The sequence below is a fragment of the Acinetobacter sp. CAU_H_S170_2 genome (genome assembly GCF_058890445.1).
The window spans coordinates 2,144,685-2,167,325 of the sequence record NZ_JBZYAE010000001.1 but is presented as its reverse complement, the minus strand read 5'-3'; the positions used below and the strand labels follow the sequence as shown (position 1 = coordinate 2,167,325).

Sequence of the window (22,641 nt, the reverse complement as noted above, 5' to 3'; positions counted from 1 at the left end):
ATCAAGGTTTAACTGTATTGAGCCTTCAGTTCTCCAATTGCGTGTATTCGACGTTCAATCAGCATTTCACCGATATCCGGGCCTTTAATATCCGCAGGTAGGTCTTGTGCTTTGATATTTCGCACAACATCCATCACCTTTAAAATATATGCCGACTGTGGGTATTCACGATCTTCAAGCCCTAAACGACCACGTGAGTCACATTCACAGGCCTGCACAAAGGCTTCAACCCGTTCTGGACGACGTAGTACATCTAAGCGTTGCAGTAAGCGCCATAAAGTGCCTGGTTTTAAGGTTAGAGCTTGATGACATTTCAAATGTTCTTTACAGACCGTAATTGCGAGCTGTTTCATCTGCGTTGGAACTTTTAGACGTTCACACACTTCTGTCACAGGTTTGACCCCACGTTCTTCATGCATGATATGACGCGGTAGCTCGTCCACAGGTGTCAAAGCTTTGCCTAAGTCATGCACTAAAACAGCAAAACGAACATCCAATGCGTAGTTGGCACGACATGCTTGCTGCAATGACATCATGGTATGAATACCGCAGTCAATTTCAGGGTGATACTCAGGGCGCTGTGGAATACCGTAAAGTGCCGCGATTTCTGGAAAAAGTACTTTTAAAGCACCACAGCGACGTAGCACTTCAAAGTATTCATCGGCATGATCTTCCATCAGAGCACGAGAGGTTTCTTTCCAAATGCGTTCAGGAGTTAGTGCCTCCAGTTCACCCGAGTCTGCGAGTTGCTGCATCAGTGCCAACGTTTCTTCGGCTACCGTAAATCCTAGGGTTTTATAACGTGCAGCAAATCGTGCAACACGGAGGACGCGTAGAGGGTCTTCTACGAAAGCATCAGAAACATGCCTTAAAACACGCAGCTCTAAGTCGCGCTGGCCACCATAGGGGTCATACAGTGTGCCTTCATCATCCATGGCGATGGCATTGATGGTGAGGTCGCGTCGAATTAAATCTTGTTCTAGGGTAACGGTACTGTCGGTATAAAACTCAAAGCCATGATAACCATGCCCTGACTTACGTTCGGTGCGTGCCAGCGCATATTCATCTTTGGTTTCAGGATGTAAAAAAACAGGAAAATCTTTACCTACAGGTTGGAAACCTTGGGCAAGCAGTTGTTCAGGCATTGCACCGACAACTACATAATCTTTTTCGTGATAGGGGTGACCCAGAAGCTGATCTCGGACCGCACCGCCTACTAAATAAACTTGCATGAAAAAACCTCTACTCTTACAGCCATCATGCTACAGAATAGAGGTTTTCTCAAGTCACAAGATGCGAGTACAACGACAAACAATTATTCGCCGTTTTTCTCCGCTTCTTGAATTTCAGCTACAGTTAGTGCAGTCATATTCACTAAACGACGTGTTGTGGTTGTCGGTGTCAAAATATGAACTGGCTTTGCTGCACCCAGTAGGATAGGGCCAATGGTGACATTATTACCTGACGTTGATTTCAACAGGTTAAATGAAATGTTGGCTGCATCCAAGTTCGGCATGATCAATAGGTTCGCAGAACCTTTGAAGCGTGAGTTTGAGTATGCAAAGCTACGAATGTTTTCATCCAATGCTGCATCCGCATGCATTTCACCTTCAACTTCAAGTTCTGGCGCGATTTGCGACAAAATCTCAAACACTTTACGCATTTTTTGTGCGCTTGGGTCGGTCTGGTCTGAACCGAAGCTTGAGTGAGATAGTAGCGCAACACGTGGTGTCATACCAAAACGACGCACTTCTTCAGCGGCTAAAATAGTCATTTCAGCCAGTTGTTCAGCCGTTGGATTACGGTTGATGTAAGTGTCAGCAATAAACAGGTTGCGGTCTTCAAGCATTAAAGCATTCAATGTAAAGAAAGAGTTGTGACCTTCTTTTTTACCAATGATGTTTTTAACGAAGTCTAAGTGGATATCGTAGCTTGAATACGTACCACATAGCATCCCGTCTGCTTTACCATGTTTCACTAACATCGACGCGATCAAGGTCGAACGACGACGTGCTTCACGTTGTGCATATTCAGGTGTTACACCTTTACGCTGCATAAGCGTGTAGTAGTCATCTGCAAACAATTCGTAGTCAGGATTTTTTTCTTGATCGACAATCGTGATGTTCACACCATGTTCAAGACGTAAGCCTAACTTTTTAATGTTCGCTTCAATAACCGCAGTTCGACCGACTAAAATTGGTTTTGCAAGATCTTCATCGACCGCAATTTGTACTGCACGAAGTACGCGTAGGTCTTCACCTTCAGCATAGGCAATACGTTTTGGGTCGGATTTTGCTTGAGCAAAAATAGGCTTCATCATAAATGCAGAGTTGTAGACAAACTCAGACAGACGCTGACGATAAGCAGAGAAGTCTTGAATTGGTCGATCAGCTACACCAGAGTCCATTGCTGCTTGTGCGACAGCAGGTGCAATTTCTAAAATCAGACGTTGATCGAGTGGACGTGGAATAAGGTAGTCACGACCAAAAGATGCTGATTTTTCACCATAAGATGCTGCATCTGCTTCAATGTGTGCCATACGCGCAATTGCATAGACACATGCGATTTTCATCTCTTCATTGATCGTTGTTGCACCTACATCAAGAGCACCACGGAAAATGTAAGGGAAGCAAAGTGCGTTGTTCACTTGGTTTGGATAGTCTGAACGACCTGTCGCCATGATCACGTCATCACGAACTTCATGTGCATGTTCAGGAAGAATTTCAGGATCTGGGTTAGCAAGTGCGAAGATAATCGGATCTTTCGCCATGACCTTAACCATTTCTTTGGTTAAGATACCCGCAGCAGATAAACCAAGGAACATGTCTGCGCCTGCAATCACGTCAGCCAGTTGAGTGCCTTCGATATCTTGCACATAACGTTTTTTAGACTCATCTAAGCCTTCACGTTTCGTGGTGAGCAGACCGCGAGAGTCAGCCACAACGATATTTTCTTTCTTCGCACCAATTGCACAAAGAAGATCTAAACAAGATAATGCTGCAGCACCTGCGCCTGAAGCAACAATCTTGATTTCATCAATTTTTTTGCCATTTAACTGCAAAGCGTTTAGCAAAGCAGAACCGACAATAATAGAAGTACCATGTTGGTCGTCGTGGAACACAGGAATGTTCATGCGTTCACGTAGTTTTTGCTCGATATAGAAACACTCTGGTGCCTTGATGTCCTCAAGGTTGATACCACCAAAAGTCGGTTCTAATGCAGCGACAATGTCCACGATTTTGTCAGGATCATTTTCTGCAATTTCGATGTCAAAAACGTCAACACCAGCGAATTTTTTAAACAGTACGCCTTTACCTTCCATAACAGGTTTAGACGCTAAAGGACCAATGTTACCAAGGCCAAGAACGGCTGTACCGTTACTGACCACAGCAACTAAGTTACCACGCGCTGTGTAAAGCGCCGCAGTAGACGGGTCGCGTTCAATCTCTAAACATGGTGCAGCAACACCTGGTGAATAAGCTAAAGCTAAGTCACGTTGGTTGACCAGCTGCTTGCTTGGTGTAACGCTGATTTTCCCTGGAGTTGGAAATTCGTGATAATACAAAGCTTGCTGTTTTAATGATTGATCGTCCATCTGAATCTCTTTGTAGCGTGGGTTAGCCAGCGGAGCTGGTGGTTTTTTAGTAGACAAGACCGAATATACCATTAGTTGCTGGTATATCCCAGTGATAGCTGGTGCTTTTTAAGGCAAACTTAGAGCTAAAACAGTCTGATTTATATTAAGTATGTATAAGAGGGCGTATCTAGATGATCTCTTAAGTATTGGGTAGCATCGAGCTGTGGAAGAGGTTTTGAAAATAAATAACCTTGCGCGATATCACATTCTAAGTTTTGCAGGTAACTCAGTTGTTGTTCGGTCTCAATTCCTTCCGCCACCACGGTCATACCCATGGCTTTCCCCATGGCAATCATGGCACTCACAATAGCTTCTTGTTTGCAGTGCCCAATTTTTGAAATGAAGCTTCGATCAATTTTTAAAGTATCGATTGGGAAGTCAGTGAGGTAAGACAGCGATGAATAACCTGTGCCAAAATCATCTAAAGAAATGTGAATGCCACGCGATTTGATGGTTTCAAGGAGGTTCTTCACCGCTTCTGAGTTTTCAACCAAAGTGGATTCTGTAATTTCTAATTCGAGACTACTACCACTGATTTTGTATCGATCAAGAGCCTCATCTAAGTCTTTTAAAAGCTGTCCACGTTGTAATTGTTGAGCAACCACATTGACCGAGACGCAGATATTATCAAAACCCAATTTATTCCATTCTTTGATTTGCTTTGCGGTTTGTAAAATTACAATGCGGCCAATGTCTGAAATTAAGCTGGTTTTTTCTGCCATCGGAATGAAGAGACCTGGCGGCACAATGCCTTTGCTTGGGTGGTTCCAACGTACCAACGCCTCAAAACCATAAATTTTCTGATCGTGAAAGTTGATTTTGGGTTGGTAGTAAACCACCAACTCATTGTTTTGTATCGCTAGTCTTAAATCGCGCTCTAAATAAATCCCTTCTTCTAATGCAACGGTATTACTCAGGCTGTAGAACTTGGTCGCATTTCCACCTAAACGTTTTGCTTCACTCAGTGCTTGTTCTGCACAGTTGTTTAAGTAGTCAAGTTGACGACCATGTTCAGGGTACTGCGAAATCCCCATTGAAAGCGTAATAATGTGCTCTTGACCAAAAATATCAAAAGGTAGACTAAAGGCTTTGTTAATGCGATCGATATGTTCCTGAACGGAGGGGCGAATATGAGAGACCTCATATACAATTGCAAAATCGTCACCATTTAAGTGAGCCACCATAAGGGCTTCAGCATTGGTTAAACGAAGGCGCTGGGCAACTTGGCGCAGCAGTTCATCGCCGCCATTATTGCTTAAGAATTCATTCAATGGACGGAAACGGTCAATATTGAGTCGAATAATCGCCAGTTGTTTAATGCTGTCTTGTTGAGAAACCAAATATTGATGAAGCTGATAGTTATAGTAAAAACGGTTGGGTAGGTCGGTCAGCGTATCGTAGTTTTCTAAATAGGATAAACGCTGTTCTTGCAGTTTGCGTTCGGTTAAATCGGACACGATACCAATATAATGTGTGACACGATCTTGCTCATCGGTAATAGCATTCAGATGCATCCAAATACACAGCTCTTTGCCTGATAGGAACTTTTCATTAAGTTCACCGTCGTATTCGCCTTTTTTTAGGAGCTGTCCAATGATTTGGTTATGTGTGCTGCGTTGATGCGACTTATAGTTCGCAACAATATCAAACAGATGTTTGCCATTAATTTGTGCAGCTTCAAAGCCAGCCAAACGTTCAAAGAACGGATTTACGTCGATATAACGCAGGTCTTCATCTAAGATGAAAATCCCTTGTTCAGCTTGTTCAAGTACGCTCGCTGCTAGTCGCAGACGTTCTTGGTTGCTTTTTTCATGTTGAATGTCACGTCGAATACCGACCATTTGTAACGGTTTTTGATTGATTGGATCGCGAGCAATGACACGCCCAGTGTCATGTACCCAGTACCATTTCCCGTTATTGTGTTGCACACGGTAAGTGGCTTCATAGCGGTCTGAATGACCCCGTAAATGACTTTTCATTGCAGATTTAAACGGGGCAATATCATTTGGATGAATTAGATACTGAAGCTGAAGTTGATGCTCTGTGGAATTTTTAAGTACTTTTTCTTGTTTGTGATTGGTCAGGGAAATGAGCCGATCTTTAATATTCCAATCCCAAGGACGAATACCTGAAATTTCATGGGCAAGCGATAGGTTTTCTTGCTTATTTTTTAAGTCTTTATTGATTTGATTTACATCAAAGGTTCGTTCACGTACTTTTTGCTCAAGCAATTGATTATTCAGTTGTAACTGTTGTTCAATTTCTTTGGATTTATTCACTTCGTTTTGTAGCTGTTTGCATAAATCATCGGTCCAAGAGACTTGTTTTTCAGCTTCTTTTTTGAGCTCTCGATTTTTAATTGAGAGACGAGATAAGTGCTGATTAATACGGTTGGTGGCATTGGCACAGAGCAAAATCACAATCAGAATAAAGTTCACAGCAAGGTGAAAAAGAGTGTGATTGGCATCGAAGTTGATAAATTGCGAGAGGACATAAGGGGTGATGGACGGAATAAAAACCAAACAAAAATAACTAATGCGCTGCGTTAAATAGGTAAGGCAAACGGTCTGTGTGACAATCACTAAAAGTGCAGACAAGAGTAGGGCATTTGTATAGTTAAAATTGCCAGATAGGCTGGGTAAATAGTAATAGATACAGACGACGCCTGCTGCAACCAAAAGACCAATACTTAAACAGATGCCTTGAATCCAGCGGTGTGCATGTTTGGCAGAGTGATTTTTCGGGTTGAAATACACGGTGTTCACGAGCCAAAAAATGCTGAGAATAAACTCAGAAACAAAAAACCACAGGTTAAAATAAAAAGAATCTTGAGAAAAATTATAGTGATATGCGCAGAAAATATAAAAATTTAGAATCAGTAAACTACTGATGAGGAAACGAAGATGGCTAATGGAATGCGATATTTGCGCAGTCTGCAAGTGCCGATCAAGATTTTCTGTAGAAATATCTGGCATGAATCGCGAAACCTTATTTTTTTTATGACCCAATGGCATTGTGTTGTGTCTTTTTTCAAATTTAAATACATTGTGTAAAACACAATCAATTTATATTTTGATATAAGTCAAGGGTAATATTGTTGTACATCATAATCAATATATTAACAGAACAAAAGGGTGACTCTGCTGTTTATGTGATTTAAATCACTAAATTGTAGTTGAGGATTGACAAAGCTACGACTGGTGCTGTCTCTGTACGCAATACACGCTCACCAATACACCAGTTAATAAAACCGTTCTCATTGGCTGTTGTAATTTCAGCCTCACTTAAACCACCTTCAGGCCCAATGAGTAGTGCAATGTTTGGTGTCGCATGTGCCAAAACATCGATTTTTTCTTTATTCGGGGCGAGTACAAGTCGAGTCGCAGGTAATTCGGATGCGAGCCATTTCTCTAAACTGAGTGGTGCAAGGATTTTTGGAACAATATTCATGCCGCATTGTTCACAAGCTGCGATGGCGATGCCTTGCCAGTGATCAATTTTCTTTTGATCGCGGTCATATTTCAAACGCATTTCACAGCGTTCAGACGTTAATAGTTGAATCTCCGAAACGCCTAATTCAACTGCCTTTTGAATGACATAGTCCATACGATCACCTTTACTCATGACTTGACCGAGTAAAGTTTTAAACGCAGGCGTACGATTGGTTGGGTTAAAAGCAGTGACCTGAACTAATGCTGACTTTTTAGCAACGTCACTTAAGGTCACTTCATATTCGCCGCCTTGTCCATTAAACAAAGTAGCCGTTTCACCGACTTGAGCACGCAAAACTTTTACCCAGTGGTGAAACACAGTTTCAGTCAGTTCGACAGTGTGATCAACATTGAGTTCTGCTTCCATAAAAAAACGAGGCATTCGGTTTTACTCTCAAATAGGGTGAATCTAGTTTAAATGCTTATGCTAAACCGAGGTCTAGTACAAGCTGACGGGTAGGATCAGTGGTGTTCATGGTGTAGAAGTGCAAACTCGGTGCGCCACCTGCAATCAGGCGTTCGCAAAGTTTCACAATCACTTCATGACCAAATGCTTTGATGCTGGCAGTGTCATCACCATAAGTTGCCAGTTGCTTACGAATCCAACGTGGAATCTCAGCGCCTGTACCATCTGCAAAGCGAATCAAGTTGCTGGCATTGGTAATTGGCATAATGCCTGGTGCTACAGGAATGTTCACGCCTTCTTTTTGAATGCGATCGACAAAGTAGAAGTAGGCATCTGGATTAAAGAAGAACTGAGTCAGTGCGGCATTCGCACCTGCATTGGCTTTGTCGCAAAAGCGTTGAATGTCTAGGTCAAAACTATCTGCTTGAGGGTGCATTTCTGGATAAGCGGCAACCTCAATTTTGAAATGATCGCCCGAATGTTCACGAATAAAGCGAACCAAATCCGTGGCATAAGGTAGTTCCCCTAGACCGACTTGACCTGAAGGTAAGTCACCACGCAGCGCCACAATACGGTCAATGCCTTGATCTTTATAAATGTCGAGTAATTCAGCAATACGTGCTTTGTCATCGCCAATACAAGATAAGTGCGGTGCAACAGGCGTACCTTTACCATTGAATTCAGCAATGGCAGCAAGGGTACGTTCACGGGTAGAACCACCAGCACCGTAAGTAATTGAGAAGAACTCTGGGTTTAATAACTGAAGTTCTTGGTGTACGACTTTAAGTTTTTCTGCACCAGCATCGGTTTTGGTTGGGAAAAACTCAAAAGAAATTGGAACTTTTTTGCTCATCATCAAATCCTTTTTTATAAATGCTATTTTTTGTGTTTGCTCTCATCCCATCCTTCTCCCAGAGGGAGAAGGGGATTCATTACATTGAATAGAGATAACAAGATTTCACTGCTAACATCATTCGGTAATGAAAGTCCCTCTCCTGAGCAGACTTTAAGCACTGCTTTAAAGTTCAGCGCAAGAGAGGTTTGCAACTTAGTATTTATAAGCGTCAGATTTGAACGGACCTTCAACAGCTACACCTAAGTAGTCTGCTTGTTCTTGAGTCAATTGAGTCAAGACACCACCAAAACCAGCAACCATTGCCGCAGCAACTTCTTCATCTAATTTCTTAGGAAGCAGTTCTACACGAATCGCTGCTTGTTTTTGATCTTCAGCGAGATCAGCAAATTTTTCAGCGAACAAGTGCATTTGACCTAGTACTTGGTTGGCAAAAGAACCATCCATAATACGTGATGGGTGACCCGTTGCATTACCTAGGTTAACTAAACGACCTTCAGAAAGAAGAATGAGGTAGTCGCTGTCATTTTCTGAACGATACACTTGGTGAACTTGTGGCTTCACTTCAACCCATTTGTAACCACGTAAGTAGTTGGTGTCGATTTCAGTGTCGAAGTGACCGATGTTACACACCACTGCACCTGCTTTTAATGAATCAAGCATTGCAGCGTCACATACGTGGTAGTTACCTGTTGTTGTTACGATTAGATCAGTATTTTGAAGAAGGTCAACATTGATGTCTTCTTTCTTGCCTGTTTGTACGCCATTTTTGTATGGAGATACAACTTCGTAACCGTCCATGCATGCTTGCATCGCACATATTGGGTCAACTTCAGTCACACGTACAATCATGCCTTCTTGACGAAGTGATTGTGCAGAACCTTTACCTACGTCACCGTAACCAATCACAAGTGCACGACGACCAGATAAAAGCATATCTGTACCGCGTTTGATGGCATCATTCAGTGAGTGGCGGCAACCATATTTGTTGTCATTTTTAGACTTAGTTACAGAGTCATTCACGTTGATTGCAGGAACTTTCAAAGTACCGTCACGAAGCATTTCATACAGACGTTGAACACCTGTCGTCGTTTCTTCAGTTACGCCGTGGATTTTTGCAATCACTTCAGGATATTTTTCATGAACAAGTAGGGTTAAATCACCGCCATCATCCAAAATCATGTTGGCATCCCAAGGGGTACCATTCACATTGATTTGTTGTTCTAAACACCACATGTATTCTTCTTCTGTTTCGCCTTTCCAAGCAAATACAGGAACACCAGAAGCTGCAATTGCAGCAGCAGCGTGGTCTTGAGTCGAGAAGATGTTGCATGAAGTCCAACGAACTTCTGCGCCTAATTCAACTAATGTTTCAATTAAAACAGCAGTTTGAATGGTCATGTGGATACAGCCAAGGATTTTCGCACCTGCAAGTGGTTTTGCAGCAGCATAACGCTTACGTAGGCCCATAAGTGCTGGCATTTCTGCTTCAGCAAGTTTGATTTCTTTACGGCCGTAATCAGCAAGTGAAATATCAGCAACTTTGTAATCTGTAAATGAAGCAGTAACCGCGTTCATTACGATCTCCTTAATTTAAAATAAAAATTGATCATTATGTTCGCGGATGCCGTTGTTGATTGGAACGAGTGTCTAACCGAATCGTCGAGCCTAGCGATTCCACATTTATGTACCTGTGAAAAAGTCGCAGCATCCCTCGACTAGCGAAGTATTGTACTTGGAAATTGATTCAGTTCCAACGATGTTTTGTTTATTATCAACACAATCATCTTTTTTGAATTGTGTTATGGCCTTGAATATCCCTGAATCCTTAATGAACCTTGAAGCTAATGGTGGTATTTATGCGGTATGGATGCTACTCCAGCATTTATATATCGATGCGGATATTGAACAGTTGATAGAGGTCTGCGGTTATGATGCAGAAAACGGAACGACAACCATTGGCTTGGCAGTCGGATTAAAGAAATTTGGCTTTGATGTTCAATTTTATACTGATGAAGACCCAGAGCTTCAAGCACAAGAAAAATTGAGTTATGCAGAAGCTGAGCAACTAAAGCTGCCAGTTTTAGCGGCCATCAATTACCAACAAATTCAACAGGCATTTGAGCAAAATAAATTTATCATTGTCTATTACGATACTTTAGAAGGCGTCGGAAACCATTCACTGGTTTATTCTATAGATGAGCAGGAAATCTGTTTCTTTGACAGTTTTGATGCGATGCCTGCATCTGTATTTGAGCAGCAACGTCAAGTCGAGGGCATCTGCCGACAAGTGATCGTGCTTGATCATTCAAACGCTCGCATGGAAACAGCACAATAAACATGAAAAGAAGATGTTAAATGAAAAAGATCCTCGGACTATGCGTGTTCATCTCTATGCAGATCAGCGCGAATGACAGCACGGGTTATGTGGCAACGGGCGGTGTGCAATATCTGAAAAATCCAAAAATCAGTATGCAAAGTGAAGATTTGTTTATCAGTAAAAACATCATTCGGGTGAATTACCAATTTAAAAATCTTACCGCTCAAGATATTACGGAAACTGTTTTATTTCCCTTGCCGCGTGTGGGCAGTTCGCGTGAAAGCGATTTTGCGCATACCGAACAATTGATTCAAAGCTTTAAAGTACAAGCCAATGCACAAAAGATTCAGCCAGAAACACATGTGCGTGCATTTTTACCTGCTTTAACAGCAACTGGAGACTTCAGTTCCAATGGTGACGTCGTCGATGTGACTGCAGGTTTGAAAAAATGTGGTTTTTCAGATCGAGATTTGATGCATCCGTGGTTATTGCAACAAGACTCTACGCTTAATCAGCGTTTGTATCGTTGTGAGGACAAAACGGTACAGCAGCTTTTAAAGCCCTATCAGGCGGATGATGAAATTTATTGGGAATCGCAAATTATTTATAGTTGGCAGTAGACGTTTAAGGCCAATGCGCTGACCTATGTACAACATGAGTACATGCCATTGGTCGGTGGTTCGGTCTCTTTATATCCTGAAGAGGATGAAAAAACCTATTGTATGGATCAAAACTTCAAAGCGGGTTTGAAAAAGGCCAAGTCGCAATATCCACCTTATCAAGCTTTGGGCTATATCTTAAAAACGGGTGCAAATTGGGCGAAACCTATTCAAAGTTTTAAACTGACCATTGAGCGTGACCCGAATGAGTTGGTTTCATTTTGTTGGAAGGGTCAGGTGAAAAAGATCAGTTCGACACAATTTCAAATGACAGAAAAGAATTTTGTGCCGAAGCAGGATTTAGATATTATTTTTGTGCATAAGTTTTAAGTAGTAAAAAGCCCATCAAAGGATGGGCTTTTGCTTATTCTTGCTCTGCGGCATCTGTCTTGTCGTGCCAGTATTTGGCTTTTGCTTCATCTGTATCGACACCTAGCGCATTTTCATAAATGAATGCCAAATCACGCATGGCTTGAGCCTCACCCAGTTCCGCTGCTTGTTGTACCAGTTCAATTGACTTAGCGACATCTTTTTCAACCACATCACCACGACGGTAAAAACCAGCTAACTCTAATATTGCAGTAGGGTGTTTCAGTTCAGCGGCTTGTTTTAACCAGTGATGTGCATGTCCAAAGTAGGTTTCAGCTTCGCTTGGATCTTCTTCTCGAAGTTCTTTGGCATAAAAAGCATAACCTTCACCCAGCCAATACATGGCTTCTACATGACCCAATGCTGCTGCTTTGAGCGCCCATTCTTCTGCAAGCGTAATGTCATCTTCATTTTCACTTTGCATATATAGTTCAGCGAGTTCAAATTGAGCGTCACTATTGCCTGTTGTTGCAAGGTTGACCAATTCAGCAGGAATTTTAGGAGATTTAGGCATACAAATAACCAAAGATTTAAACTGTGGATAGCCTAATGCTTTCAAGTGAAAAAGCCAATCCGAAGATTGGCTTTTAGGTTCAGATCAGGTGCAAAGTTAGGCTGAATATAAATAAGAGTAAAACTGAAACAGCGATATTCTTAATTTTTTGCTCAAAATAACTTAAGCAAAGTCCAACAAACAGTGCTGCGAAGCTAATCACGCCGATCCAATAACTGATTTCAGTGCTCCAATGTCCTTGCGTTAAGCAAATGAGCAAAGAAACAATTAACAGTAACCAACCCACAGTGGTTGCTAAGCGTGTTTGCTGAAGTGTCAGTTCTTTAGCAAAGATTTGCTTTTGGTGCTTAGACATACTGCTGGCAAGTGAAAAAAAACCTAAGGTCGCTAAAGTCCAAATGATCAGAAACCAAATCATGCTTCGGCCTCCTGAACAGCTACTTTCACTTTTTTGTTCGGCAAACCTTGATGTTTTTTAACTTTGTCATAAGCGAAATAGAAAATCACTGCCATTACCCACATGGCTAAATCAACCGATGCAATCATCCATTGGCCCTGCGCGATGCTGTTCCACAAAGCTTGACCGCCTGTCATCAAGTTGACCACTGGCAGCAGGACGAAAGCGAGTGTTGCCAATAAAAGTAAGTCTAACCATGCTTGGCGGTGGGTACGGAAAATGGCATAAATTAGCGTGAGTAACCATACGGTAAAGAAGCTACGAATTTCCCAGTTCAGGCGCATTTCTACATCTGCAGGAATGAAACGGTTGGCATAAAAATATGCCGCGCAGGCCAAAGGCAAACCAATAATGGCTGTAATATTTAAGACTTCAACCAGTCGGAAACCAAACGATTTATAGCCTTGTTTCTGCTGTTGGGGAGCACGTTTTAAACACCAAAGGATAAGACCCGTAGCCACCATGAGCGTACCTAAAATACCTGAGCAGAATAATAACCAACGCAGCGCTAAGTCGAGGCCACGCGCTTCGTGTAAGACGGTGACCACGTTATAGATGGCACTTGGAATCGATGGATTTTTGATTCGTATATTTTTATCCGTTTCGTCTTGACCCGTGACCCCATTGTAGTTGAGGGTTGCATACACATTGCGATGCGCGACACTTTCAGCACGTAAAGCACGCAATTCAATTTTGGCTTGGTCTGTATTGGGTGAAATAATGTTAATTGAAGCAATTGGATTGTCTTTCCACTGTTGTTGTACCGCTGCCATAATTGGGGCTAAGTCTGTCAGTGGAGCAGGGCGGAGTTCGGGTTTTGGATGTTCCTCACCACGACCTTCTGTATGTTCACCGCGTTGCTGTCCGCGTTCTCCACGAGCCGCTCTTTCGCCTTCGCGTGGCACATCTTCAGCCTTTTGGGGCTGCTCAATCATGCTGGCCTGTTGGTCACGTAAAAACTGTTGTCGATTTTCATACGCTTGGTTAATTCCCCAAGGCATGAACATAAACATGAGCAGTAGTAAGCCACTAAAGGTAATCATTAGATGAAAAGGCAGTGCAAAAACAGCGGTTGCATTGTGTGCATCCAGCCATGAGCGCTGACCTTTGCCTGAGCGAAAGGTAAAGAAATCTTTAAAGATTTTTTTATGGGCAATGATGCCGCTGACAATTGCGACCAACATGAACATGGTGGCAATCCCGACTAACCAACGCGTCCACAGGCGGGGTAAACCGTACAACTCAAAATGGAAACGATATAGGAATCCACCACCACGCGTATCCCGTGGTTCAATCACTTCACCAGTCGCACTGTCTAAGGTGATGCGTGTTCCACCACGACGTGCTTTCGGGTCTTCACCAACGGCACGAATAGTCACTTCAGTTGTGGTTTGGCGTGAGTTGGGTAGTTGAATATTCCAACTGCCTGCATCTGGGTGGTTTTTCTGTAAATAGTTGAGCGCGACCTGCATTTGTTGCACTTGAGACTGCGCAGGGATAGATTGATGTGTTTCGGGTTTCATCCAAGTAGAAATTTCATTTTGGAAAAAACTGAGGGTTCCAGTCACAAAAATTGCATACAGCAGCCACCCTAAAATGAGACTGGCCCATGTATGCAACCATGACATGGATTGGCGCGGTCCTTCCGCTTTTTGATCAACACGCATTGAAAAACTATCCTAAAAATTTGAGTAGGGCATACAGTGCAATACATGGCACAGCAATGCCGAGTGTTGCTTTTAAGGTTTTTTGAACCATAAAGACCCAAATAAAGGCAGCACAGTTAAGACAAAATGCAATGAGTGTGGCGCTCATGGCCGCATTCACAGGATTTGCAATAAAGACTTTAGCAATGGTTAATGCAGAGAGTGCAGCAAGGAGATAACCTCCGAGCAATGCAAGTGCAAATCGATACAACACCATCAGACGGTAGCTAAGTGGTGTGTCGACTTTCTTCTTTTTGGCAGGCTTCGGATGGACTTTTTCCGAATGAACCAAGGCATCAATTTGAGTGGTGCTATTCATGGAAGAGAGTTGGTGTATTAGTAAACAATATTGCAAATGATAACAATTATTATTTAAATAAAATAGATGGTAACTTTATTTATTTTTTCTGTAACGGTAAGTGAGTTTGGTGAACAGAAAAATTTGGATTGTAGTCGCTGCCTTTTTAAATAGATTTGATTCTTATTGTTATTTCTCTAAGGAATGGCTACACAGTGTTACCAAATCACGTTATACGCTGTTTTGATCTGCGTTAGTTTCATAGTCAATACTTGGGCGAATTTGGAGGAAAAGATGGCTGCTTTTATTAATGCCGAACAGGCAAAAATTATGTCCAACCAAGCGTATTTAGATATTGAAGTCTATAAATTACGTTTAGCTTCACTCATTGAGGAGAGTGCGAAACAGGGAAATACTGCGGTATTTACAGTTCTGCCAAAACATTTACCCCTAGAAGATATTCGTCATTTTTCAGCAGAACTGACCCAACTGGGATATCAAGTTCGTTTGGAAGTGGAAGAGTTCTATTATCGTTTAAACGTGTATTGGATTTAAAACTTCGCTTTGATGTCTGGTTTATATTGTGTGGATAAATAAAAGCCCGTAAACGGACTTTTATTTTTTAGGAGTTTCGAAAACCGATGAAAGGTTATAGTTGAATATCGGAAGCCTTAGTATTGTAAGGATTCTTTAAATCTAGTGTCTGTTCAAGCTCATGATCAAAAATATCGGTGAGCATACTATCGAAGCGTTGAGCATTGTAATGAATCAACTGATCTGCTTCTTCAGGGCTTATGAATCCTGTTTCAAGTGCATGTTGAATATGCGATTCAAAATCTAAGCCTTCAAATTGTCCTTTGGCTTCCGCTTTTTTAAACTTCGTCCATAGTGGATCAATTTTCAATGCAGCTTGGAAGGCATTTTCCATACGCCCAAAGACGTCATTGGGATCGGTATTGTAAAAAACATGCTGCTTCAGTTGTTCACGGAAAGGATTATTTTCCATGATCGCACGTCCTAATTGCGTTTTTAGCTGATCGCTTGGTTGCTGAGCAACACGACCAAAAGGGAAACAGATGAACTTGACTACACAAGCAGCGGCTCGCATAGGAAAGTTTGCGAATAGTCCATCAAATGCATCCTGAATTTGGACAAATGCTTTTTCTAAAGCCAGTTGAGCATGCTGTTGTTCAGCCTCACTACGTTGTCCTTTTTCATAAAACTTCAAAATAGCGGTTGCTATAAATAGATGGGCATGAATGTCAGCCAAACGTCCTGAAAGCATTTCTTTGCGTTTAATATCGCCTGCAAGTAAGCCTAAACACAGGTCTGCTGTTAAGGCAAAGTTTGAACTGAAACGGTTAATGGTTTTGTAAAAAGGGCGTGAGAAAGCATCTGTCTGTGCGGAAGCATCTGAAGGGCCACCGAATATGCCATAACTGAATGAACGGGCTGTTCGGTTAAAAGTATAAGCCAAATGTTTAAAAAGTAGCGTGTCGAAAGGCGCTAAAGCTGACTTTGTATCTTCTGCTTGAAGGAGTTGGAGTTCTTCATATAAATAAGGATGACAGCGCATTGAGCCTTGACCAAAGATCATTAAAGAACGGCTTAAAATATTGGCCCCTTCAACGGTAATTGAAATGGGGATGGCTTGATAATTCAATGCTAAAAAATTGCGCGGCCCCATTTGTACTGCCCGTCCGCCAACGACATCCATCCCATGATTGACAATTTTACGCATGGTTTCGGTGGCATAGTATTTGGCCATAGCTGTCATCACTGCGGGCTTGCCGCCTTCGTTTAAACCACAAGTGACCATATAGCGGAAAGCTTCGAGCATATATGTACCACTGGCAATATCACTGGTGGCTTCTTGCACGCCTTCAAAATGTCCTACAGAAATTTTAAATTGTTGGCGTACTTTGGCAAAAGCACCGACACTTAAATAAGCCATTTCAGCTGAAGCAGTGGAGAGCGCTGGCAGTGAAATCCCACGACCTACGGCTAAGCACTCCATCAGCATGCGCCAACCTTTACCTGCATTTTCCACCCCACCAATAATCCAATCGAGTGGGATAAAAACATCTTGTCCATCGACCGTGCCATTCATAAAGGGGGAACCAGGATTATGTCGCGCGCCGACTTGGACGCCGTCATGACTGGCCGGTAATAAGGCACAGGTGATGCCGTATTCAGTTTTGCTTGCATCGCCTAATAGTCCATCAGGGTCATAGAGTTTAAAAGCGAGACCAATCACAGTCGCAATAGGTGCCAGTGTAATCCAGCGTTTTGAAAAGTTCATACGTAAACCGAGTACTTCTTGGCCTTCAAACACACCATAGCAGACCACACCTGTATCAGGTATCGCACCAGCGTCTGAACCCGCCTCAGGACTGGTTAAACCAAAGCAGGGGATTTCTTCGCCTTTGGCTAGTCTTGGTAGGTAGCGTTGTTTTTGTTCCTCAGTTCCATAATGTAAAAGCAACTCACCTGGGCCTAGAGAGTTGGGCACCATACAACTGACGGCAGTGGTCAGTGAACGTGAAGAAATTTTGCTCATGATGCGGCTTTGGGCAAAGGAGCTAAAGGCACGACCTCCGTATTCTTTGGGAATAATTAAACCTAAAAAGCTTTGTTCTTTGATGTATTGCCATGCTTCAACAGGAAGATCTTTTAAGTGGTGATGAATTTCCCATTCATTGAGTAAACCACAAAGGTGTTCAACTTCATGATCTAAGAAGGATTGCTCTTCAGCAGACAGAGTTGGGTAGACATAACCATCAAATTTTTTCCAGTCAGGCGCACCCATAAATAATTCTTTTTCCCACCAACTGGTGCCTGCATCCAATGCTTCACGCTCGGTACTGCTCATACTCGGCATGGCTTTGGCTAAAGCTTTATAGGCAGGTTGAGTGATTAAAGACTTTCGTAATGGATCAATAACCACAATCAGGCTGAGAATAATTAAGGGCAGACCTAGAAGTAATGACCACGGACTGATAAAAATAGCAGCGAAGAGGGACGTAAAAATAATGATTGCAGTTGCCATTAAGCGACTGAGTTCAAAATAAAAAATAGCCCAGAGGATACAGATTAAAAACAGAATGGCGAAAATGAAACCCATTGAAACCTCCCGTTGTTTACACCGTGAGGTCAGTCATACGTTTTATAGAATTCCACGGAAAATAAGGCAAAAACGTAGACTAAAAAGGTGTAATAAAATGAATTTGATGTGATGTGTAGCATCACGATTATTTTAGACTTTGAATTAGATTAGGATGTTTATTGAACAATGACTGTGTTAGAAATGTATGAATACGTAATTGAAAAATATAAAGAACGAAGATCGTAATAAAAAAAGCCCTCATATGAGGGCTTTTAATTTTTGCGTTTTAACTGTTTAACGCCACAGTAAATTAAGCTTCAATCGTTTGAACAGCAATCTTTTTCGCAGGATCTGCTTTGCGACGTACTGCTGGTACAGGTTCACCATAGTATTGGCGGTCAGCGAAGTAGCTTGACCGAACCATCGGTGCTGCCCAAATATTTCTAAAACCCAACTTTTGACCGTGCGCAGTGTAGCGTTCAAATTCTTCTGGTGTAACGAAGCGGTCAATCGGCGCATGCTCTTTTGAAGGCTGTAAATACTGACCAATTGTTACATAGTCAACGCCGTGTGCATGCAAATCATCTAAAAGTGAAATGACTTCTTCTTCAGTTTCACCAATACCGACCATCAAACCACATTTGGTTGGAACGTCAGGGCAATATTCTTTAAACATTTTCAACAGATTTAAAGAGTGTTGGTAGTCTGAACCTGGACGCATCGCTTTGTATAAACGCGGCACAGTTTCAATGTTGTGGTTAAATACATCAGGTGGACACTCAGTCATAATGCGAAGCGCAATGTCCATACGACCACGGAAGTCAGGTACCAAAATCTCAAGTAAAGTATTCGGGCTTAATGCACGTGCTTCTTTAATACAGTCAACAAAGTGTTGTGCGCCACCGTCAAGTAAGTCATCACGGTCTACAGACGTAATCACGGCATATTTTAAACCTAAGTTTGAAATTGTTTCAGCCATGTGACGTGGTTCGTCTGCGTCAAGTGCATTTGGACGGCCATGTGCCACGTCGCAGAAAGGACAACGACGTGTACAAATGTCACCCATAATCATAAAGGTTGCAGTACCGCCACCAAAACATTCGGGGAGGTTTGGACACGCAGCTTCTTCACAAACGGTATGCAGTTTTTGTTCACGTAGGGTTGATTTAATGCGTTGCACTTCTTCGGGTGCTGCCATTTTCACGCGAATCCAATCCGGCTTGCGTGGCGTTTCAACCGTAGGAATAACTTTTACAGGTATACGCGCGACCTTTTCTGCGCCACGAAGTTTGATACCCTGCTCAGGTTTACGGTTTTCAGACATATTCAACTATTCCACTGTTTTTGACGGGGGAGATGCTAAAAATAGCAGTATTAGTATAGCGGAAATGCGAATTGATAGGGCGGAAATACTATTCATTTACTAAATGTGGTTATCACTTAATATATGTAAGCTAAATACAGCAAATTGCCTGCAATTACGTCATAATATGCCCAAGATAAGTAATAAGTTTTTGAAGAAGGAGCGTTGAATGCCACGTAAAAAAGAGGTCGTTGGTGGAACTTTCGTTAAATACGATGCGGTCGTTCTAGGTTCAGGCCCTGCGGGTGAAGGCGCGGCAATGAAACTTGCCAAATCTGGAAAGCGTGTTGCGATTGTAGATGTACGTGAGCAGCTCGGTGGTAACTGTACCCACGTGGGGACCATTCCAAGTAAAGCTTTACGTCAAACGGTATCGAGTATTATCCGTTATCGCCGTGACCCAATGTTTAAAAAAATGGGCGACTGGCGCCAGTTTACCATGAAGCAAGTGCTTCAAAATGCACATAAAGTGATTCAACAACAGGTTGATACACACTCACGTTTTTATGACCGCAATAAAATTGATATTTACCATGGTCGTGCTTACGTTCAAGACCAAAATACAGTTTTAGTATTTAGCCCTGAAGGTATTAAAGAAACGATCATGTGCAAACAAATCGTGATCGCAACGGGTAGCCGTCCATACCGTCCTGCGGCGCTTGATTTTAACCATCCACGTGTATTTGATTCGGACAAAATTTTAGACCTTGATTATTCGATTCAAAAAATCATCATTTATGGTGCAGGTGTAATTGGTTGCGAATATGCGTCTATTTTCATTGGACTAGATCATAAAGTTGACCTGATTAATACACAGCATAAATTGCTGAGTTATCTAGACGATGAAATTTCTGATGCTTTGTCTTATCACTTACGTCAACAAGGTGTCTTGATTCGCCATAATGAGCAGATTGATCATCTTGAAACCTATGATGATCACGTGGTGCTACATTTACAAAGCGGTAAGAAAATTAAAGCAGATGCTATTTTGTGGTGTAATGGTCGTTCTGGAAATACGGATGGCTTAGGCTTAGAAAATGTGGGTATTACACCAAACAGCCGTGGTCAAATTACAGTCAATGATCAATACCAAACCGAAGTGGAAAACATTTACGCTGCTGGTGATGTGATTGGTTGGCCTTCACTGGCTTCTGCTGCATATGACCAAGGTCGTTGTGCAGGTGCAAACATGAGCGGTGAAGTGGGTGTGGAACCTGTGGTTGATATTCCGACAGGAATTTATACCATTCCAGAAATTTCTTCGATTGGTAAAACTGAACAAGAGTTAACCGAAGAAAAAATTCCGTATGAAGTGGGTCAGGCTTCTTTCCGTCATTTGGCGCGTGCGCAAATTACAGGTGACACAGTGGGTGAATTGAAAATTTTATTCCACCGTGAAACTTTGGAAGTGCTGGGTGTTCATTGCTTCGGTAATAACGCATCGGAAATTATTCACATTGGTCAGGCGGTGATGAATAGTCCAAACAATACCATCAATTATTTCGTAGAAACGACGTTTAACTATCCGACGATGGCTGAAGCATATCGTGTAGCGACCTTAAATGGTATGAATCGTTTATTCTAATTTTTATAGTATTTTCAGAGGCCTGTAAGTTTAGACTTGCAGGTTTTTTTATACCTAAAATTGCTATTTTGTAAGTGTAGGCATATCTAAATGCCTAAAACTTTTTAACGATTTGTGCGGTGGTAGGTGAGTGTGACAAGTAAGGGGGGAGGGAGCAACTTTGCTTATGAGAGGCAAGTAATTTTGTGGGTGCCATGTTTCTTAGCGTAGAACATGGAAAGAATGATCCAGTGATACGGCGTAGCAGATATTTTTAGACATAAAAAAACCAACAAAGTTGGCTTTTTTGAATTAGGCTGCGACGTGAAATCAGTTACAGGATGAACTGATGTAAGAAGTAGGCAGAAATCATCATGCCTAACACAAAAAACATGCACGAATAAGCGTCAAGCTGATAACGCTTTTCTAATTGATGTTCAACATGCTGTATATTTTCTTCTTGCATAATTTTCATGGAAGTTTTTATTCCGATTTAATTATCGTTAAAATCCTATTGCATGTTTGTATTTTTAACATAAAAAATTGCTTAAATAAAGTACTAATTAAAAATAATCAGATCTCCACTATACATAATCACTTAAATATTCAAGTTTATGCTGAGTTAACCCAGAAGCCAGTAGCTACCAATAACTAACTATCTGAAAGTCATAGAACTTAAGATTTTATTATTCATCGTTAAAATAAGATAATTGAATTTAAAACTGTGGATAAAAGTTCTTTTAAATGAATTAAAATGCCAAGAGATAATAAAATATGTGGATAAGTTTTATACAAATGAATTCAAATTAAAATAAATCGTACTGATATAAATAAAAAAGCCAACGCAACCTATACATCGATCTGGTATAGGCTGCGTTGGCTTATTTTTATAAATTATTGATTTAATGCATAAATATTGGCTTGAATCCAAATATTGCCGCGAATGTATTGTCCGATATTAAAGTTGGCGTACTCTGGATTTTTAGTGGCAATACGAATCAGTGTTGCAGCTTGGTTGTCTTCATGAATCAAGGCAACATCAAGCAGAGTGTAGTCTTGTTCCATAAATTGCATGTTGGTTTTGCCAACAATATTCCCTTGGAACCATGCTTCATCTTCCTGACCTATCTTTTCTCCATACAAATAAGCGACCATTTTTGAAAAATCGACAGTCACAGGTTCTTTGTCATCATCCGACTTTGGTTCCCATGCATCAATCTGTTCTTGCAAGTTTGCAGGAGCAATGCCATTGTTTGCTGCCAAAATATCGTTCAAGGCACGATGATGTTTAATCGATGCAGGGTCATCAACCACTAGTTGCTCGTGCTCTGCGACTGCTTCTAGTTCATATGCCCATGCATTGAGATGTGCAATATAGGTTTGGTCTTTTTGGTATTGAGCATGATTGACGCTATATAAGCTGTCATAAGCGTAGACGATGCTGTTATTGCCTAAGTTTAAACGTAAAACGGCTTGTGTGTTGGATTGACCGCGAATGATGCGTTCAACCACAGCAGACACTTTATAGGGGCTATTAAAACTTGGAAATGCAGTTTTAACGGCCTTGGGTTTATTGTCTTCAACCGCGATGACTTGAGTCAGTTGAACAGCCGCTTGACTTGGACCTTGAATGAGCCAACAACCCGTATCCATATCTTGTTCAGTCTGGCATAAACCCATCGGCATGATTGGTGCATTTAAAGCTAAACCTAACCATTTAGGGACATCTTGTGCAGGGTTATCTGTGAGTAAATTCCAATGCTCGACGTGGCTACCAAAGTTTTGGTCATCAATGGTGATTATTTCTGGACTATTTTGATTGTTCATATGCACGATTGAATGAGGTTATATATCCCTATTAAATCGAGGGTTATTTCTATATTTCAAGTCCTATATTT

At 41.7% G+C, this 22,641-nt stretch carries 17 protein-coding genes and 1 pseudogene; 4 read left to right on the top strand and 14 right to left on the bottom strand.

Translation table 11 applies throughout. The features are described from left to right. Positions 1–8: 8 nt before the first annotated feature. From AC5EUN_RS10740 to ahcY, 6 genes are all read right to left on the bottom strand, one after another. Positions 9–1,232 (bottom strand): multifunctional CCA addition/repair protein, encoded by a 1,224-nt coding sequence (locus AC5EUN_RS10740; RefSeq protein ID WP_010326378.1) that lies wholly within the window; start codon positions 1,230–1,232, stop codon positions 9–11. Positions 1,233–1,315: 83 nt separating this feature from the next. Beyond that, positions 1,316–3,595 (bottom strand): NADP-dependent malic enzyme, encoded by a 2,280-nt coding sequence (locus AC5EUN_RS10735; RefSeq protein WP_010326379.1) that lies wholly within the window; start codon positions 3,593–3,595, stop codon positions 1,316–1,318. Between the two features lie 140 nt (positions 3,596–3,735). Beyond that, on the bottom strand, positions 3,736–6,612 hold the full coding sequence (locus AC5EUN_RS10730) for a bifunctional diguanylate cyclase/phosphodiesterase (protein WP_010326380.1): 2,877 nt from the start codon (positions 6,610–6,612) through the stop codon (positions 3,736–3,738). 181 nt (positions 6,613–6,793) lie between these two features. After that, the gene (locus AC5EUN_RS10725) at positions 6,794–7,510 is read right to left on the bottom strand and encodes a 16S rRNA (uracil(1498)-N(3))-methyltransferase (protein ID WP_010326381.1); all 717 of its coding nucleotides are present in this window, start codon (positions 7,508–7,510) and stop codon (positions 6,794–6,796) included. Between the two features lie 40 nt (positions 7,511–7,550). Next, complete coding sequence (gene metF / locus AC5EUN_RS10720) at positions 7,551–8,387, bottom strand: methylenetetrahydrofolate reductase [NAD(P)H] (RefSeq protein WP_010326382.1); 837 nt, start codon at positions 8,385–8,387, stop codon at positions 7,551–7,553. 195 nt (positions 8,388–8,582) lie between these two features. Beyond that, a complete protein-coding gene (ahcY, locus tag AC5EUN_RS10715; RefSeq protein WP_010326383.1) occupies positions 8,583–9,965 on the bottom strand; it encodes an adenosylhomocysteinase in 1,383 nt (460 codons plus the stop codon). A 226-nt stretch (positions 9,966–10,191) separates the two neighbouring features. On the opposite strand from ahcY, the gene AC5EUN_RS10710 reads away from it, so the two are divergent. Further along, positions 10,192–10,725, top strand: a complete 534-nt coding sequence (locus AC5EUN_RS10710; RefSeq protein ID WP_029574987.1) for a cysteine peptidase family C39 domain-containing protein — start codon at positions 10,192–10,194, stop codon at positions 10,723–10,725. A 20-nt stretch (positions 10,726–10,745) separates the two neighbouring features. Continuing rightward, a pseudogene (locus AC5EUN_RS10705) lies at positions 10,746–11,696 on the top strand (DUF4424 family protein). Positions 11,697–11,730: 34 nt separating this feature from the next. Here AC5EUN_RS10705 and AC5EUN_RS10700 read toward each other — a convergent pair. The 4 genes from AC5EUN_RS10700 to AC5EUN_RS10685 all read right to left on the bottom strand — a co-directional run bounded on the left by AC5EUN_RS10700 (position 11,731) and on the right by AC5EUN_RS10685 (position 14,731). Beyond that, positions 11,731–12,249 (bottom strand): tetratricopeptide repeat protein, encoded by a 519-nt coding sequence (locus AC5EUN_RS10700; protein WP_029574988.1) that lies wholly within the window; start codon positions 12,247–12,249, stop codon positions 11,731–11,733. 79 nt (positions 12,250–12,328) lie between these two features. Continuing rightward, entirely contained in the window at positions 12,329–12,667 is a 339-nt protein-coding gene (locus AC5EUN_RS10695; protein ID WP_010326386.1) for a DUF3325 domain-containing protein, read from the bottom strand. Continuing rightward, complete coding sequence (locus AC5EUN_RS10690) at positions 12,664–14,373, bottom strand: PepSY-associated TM helix domain-containing protein (protein WP_010326387.1); 1,710 nt, start codon at positions 14,371–14,373, stop codon at positions 12,664–12,666. The genes AC5EUN_RS10695 and AC5EUN_RS10690 overlap by 4 nt, the downstream gene beginning before the upstream one ends. Positions 14,374–14,380: 7 nt before the next feature. Further along, on the bottom strand, positions 14,381–14,731 hold the full coding sequence (locus AC5EUN_RS10685) for a hypothetical protein (RefSeq protein WP_010326388.1): 351 nt from the start codon (positions 14,729–14,731) through the stop codon (positions 14,381–14,383). 273 nt (positions 14,732–15,004) lie between these two features. Here AC5EUN_RS10685 and AC5EUN_RS10680 point away from each other — a divergent pair, with 273 nt between their 5' ends. Further along, positions 15,005–15,265 (top strand): hypothetical protein, encoded by a 261-nt coding sequence (locus AC5EUN_RS10680; protein WP_010326389.1) that lies wholly within the window; start codon positions 15,005–15,007, stop codon positions 15,263–15,265. Between the two features lie 94 nt (positions 15,266–15,359). On the opposite strand, the gene AC5EUN_RS10675 is transcribed toward AC5EUN_RS10680, so the two are convergent. Together AC5EUN_RS10675 and lipA are read right to left on the bottom strand one after the other, a co-directional pair. Then, the gene (locus AC5EUN_RS10675; protein WP_010326390.1) at positions 15,360–17,834 is read right to left on the bottom strand and encodes an acyl-CoA dehydrogenase; all 2,475 of its coding nucleotides are present in this window, start codon (positions 17,832–17,834) and stop codon (positions 15,360–15,362) included. Positions 17,835–18,126: 292 nt separating this feature from the next. Beyond that, on the bottom strand, positions 18,127–19,140 hold the full coding sequence (lipA, locus tag AC5EUN_RS10670; protein ID WP_004693928.1) for a lipoyl synthase: 1,014 nt from the start codon (positions 19,138–19,140) through the stop codon (positions 18,127–18,129). Positions 19,141–19,348: 208 nt separating this feature from the next. On the opposite strand from lipA, the gene sthA reads away from it, so the two are divergent. After that, on the top strand, positions 19,349–20,764 hold the full coding sequence (gene sthA, locus AC5EUN_RS10665) for a Si-specific NAD(P)(+) transhydrogenase (RefSeq protein ID WP_004693926.1): 1,416 nt from the start codon (positions 19,349–19,351) through the stop codon (positions 20,762–20,764). A 313-nt stretch (positions 20,765–21,077) separates the two neighbouring features. Here the strand turns inward: sthA and AC5EUN_RS10660 are convergent, their stop codons facing one another. Next, positions 21,078–21,218 carry a hypothetical protein gene (locus AC5EUN_RS10660; RefSeq protein ID WP_004693924.1) on the bottom strand — a complete coding sequence of 47 codons (141 nt, stop codon included), beginning with the start codon at positions 21,216–21,218 and terminating at the stop codon, positions 21,078–21,080. A gap of 419 nt (positions 21,219–21,637) precedes the next feature. Then, entirely contained in the window at positions 21,638–22,570 is a 933-nt protein-coding gene (locus AC5EUN_RS10655; protein WP_010326391.1) for a hypothetical protein, read from the bottom strand. Positions 22,571–22,641: the final 71 nt, after the last annotated feature.

Coding starts and splice junctions, on each gene's coding strand:
- sthA (WP_004693926.1), top strand. CDS start 19,349: ATGCCACGTAAAAAAGAGGTCGTTGGTGGAACTTTCGTTAAATACGAT.
- AC5EUN_RS10735 (WP_010326379.1), bottom strand. CDS start 3,595: ATGGACGATCAATCATTAAAACAGCAAGCTTTGTATTATCACGAATTT.
- AC5EUN_RS10680 (WP_010326389.1), top strand. CDS start 15,005: ATGGCTGCTTTTATTAATGCCGAACAGGCAAAAATTATGTCCAACCAA.
- AC5EUN_RS10655 (WP_010326391.1), bottom strand. CDS start 22,570: ATGAACAATCAAAATAGTCCAGAAATAATCACCATTGATGACCAAAAC.
- AC5EUN_RS10730 (WP_010326380.1), bottom strand. CDS start 6,612: ATGCCAGATATTTCTACAGAAAATCTTGATCGGCACTTGCAGACTGCG.
- AC5EUN_RS10695 (WP_010326386.1), bottom strand. CDS start 12,667: ATGATTTGGTTTCTGATCATTTGGACTTTAGCGACCTTAGGTTTTTTT.
- AC5EUN_RS10685 (WP_010326388.1), bottom strand. CDS start 14,731: ATGAATAGCACCACTCAAATTGATGCCTTGGTTCATTCGGAAAAAGTC.
- AC5EUN_RS10675 (WP_010326390.1), bottom strand. CDS start 17,834: ATGGGTTTCATTTTCGCCATTCTGTTTTTAATCTGTATCCTCTGGGCT.
- AC5EUN_RS10740 (WP_010326378.1), bottom strand. CDS start 1,232: ATGCAAGTTTATTTAGTAGGCGGTGCGGTCCGAGATCAGCTTCTGGGT.
- lipA (WP_004693928.1), bottom strand. CDS start 19,140: ATGTCTGAAAACCGTAAACCTGAGCAGGGTATCAAACTTCGTGGCGCA.
- metF (WP_010326382.1), bottom strand. CDS start 8,387: ATGAGCAAAAAAGTTCCAATTTCTTTTGAGTTTTTCCCAACCAAAACC.
- ahcY (WP_010326383.1), bottom strand. CDS start 9,965: ATGAACGCGGTTACTGCTTCATTTACAGATTACAAAGTTGCTGATATT.
- AC5EUN_RS10690 (WP_010326387.1), bottom strand. CDS start 14,373: ATGCGTGTTGATCAAAAAGCGGAAGGACCGCGCCAATCCATGTCATGG.
- AC5EUN_RS10710 (WP_029574987.1), top strand. CDS start 10,192: ATGGCCTTGAATATCCCTGAATCCTTAATGAACCTTGAAGCTAATGGT.
- AC5EUN_RS10700 (WP_029574988.1), bottom strand. CDS start 12,249: ATGCCTAAATCTCCTAAAATTCCTGCTGAATTGGTCAACCTTGCAACA.
- AC5EUN_RS10725 (WP_010326381.1), bottom strand. CDS start 7,510: ATGCCTCGTTTTTTTATGGAAGCAGAACTCAATGTTGATCACACTGTC.
- AC5EUN_RS10660 (WP_004693924.1), bottom strand. CDS start 21,218: ATGAAAATTATGCAAGAAGAAAATATACAGCATGTTGAACATCAATTA.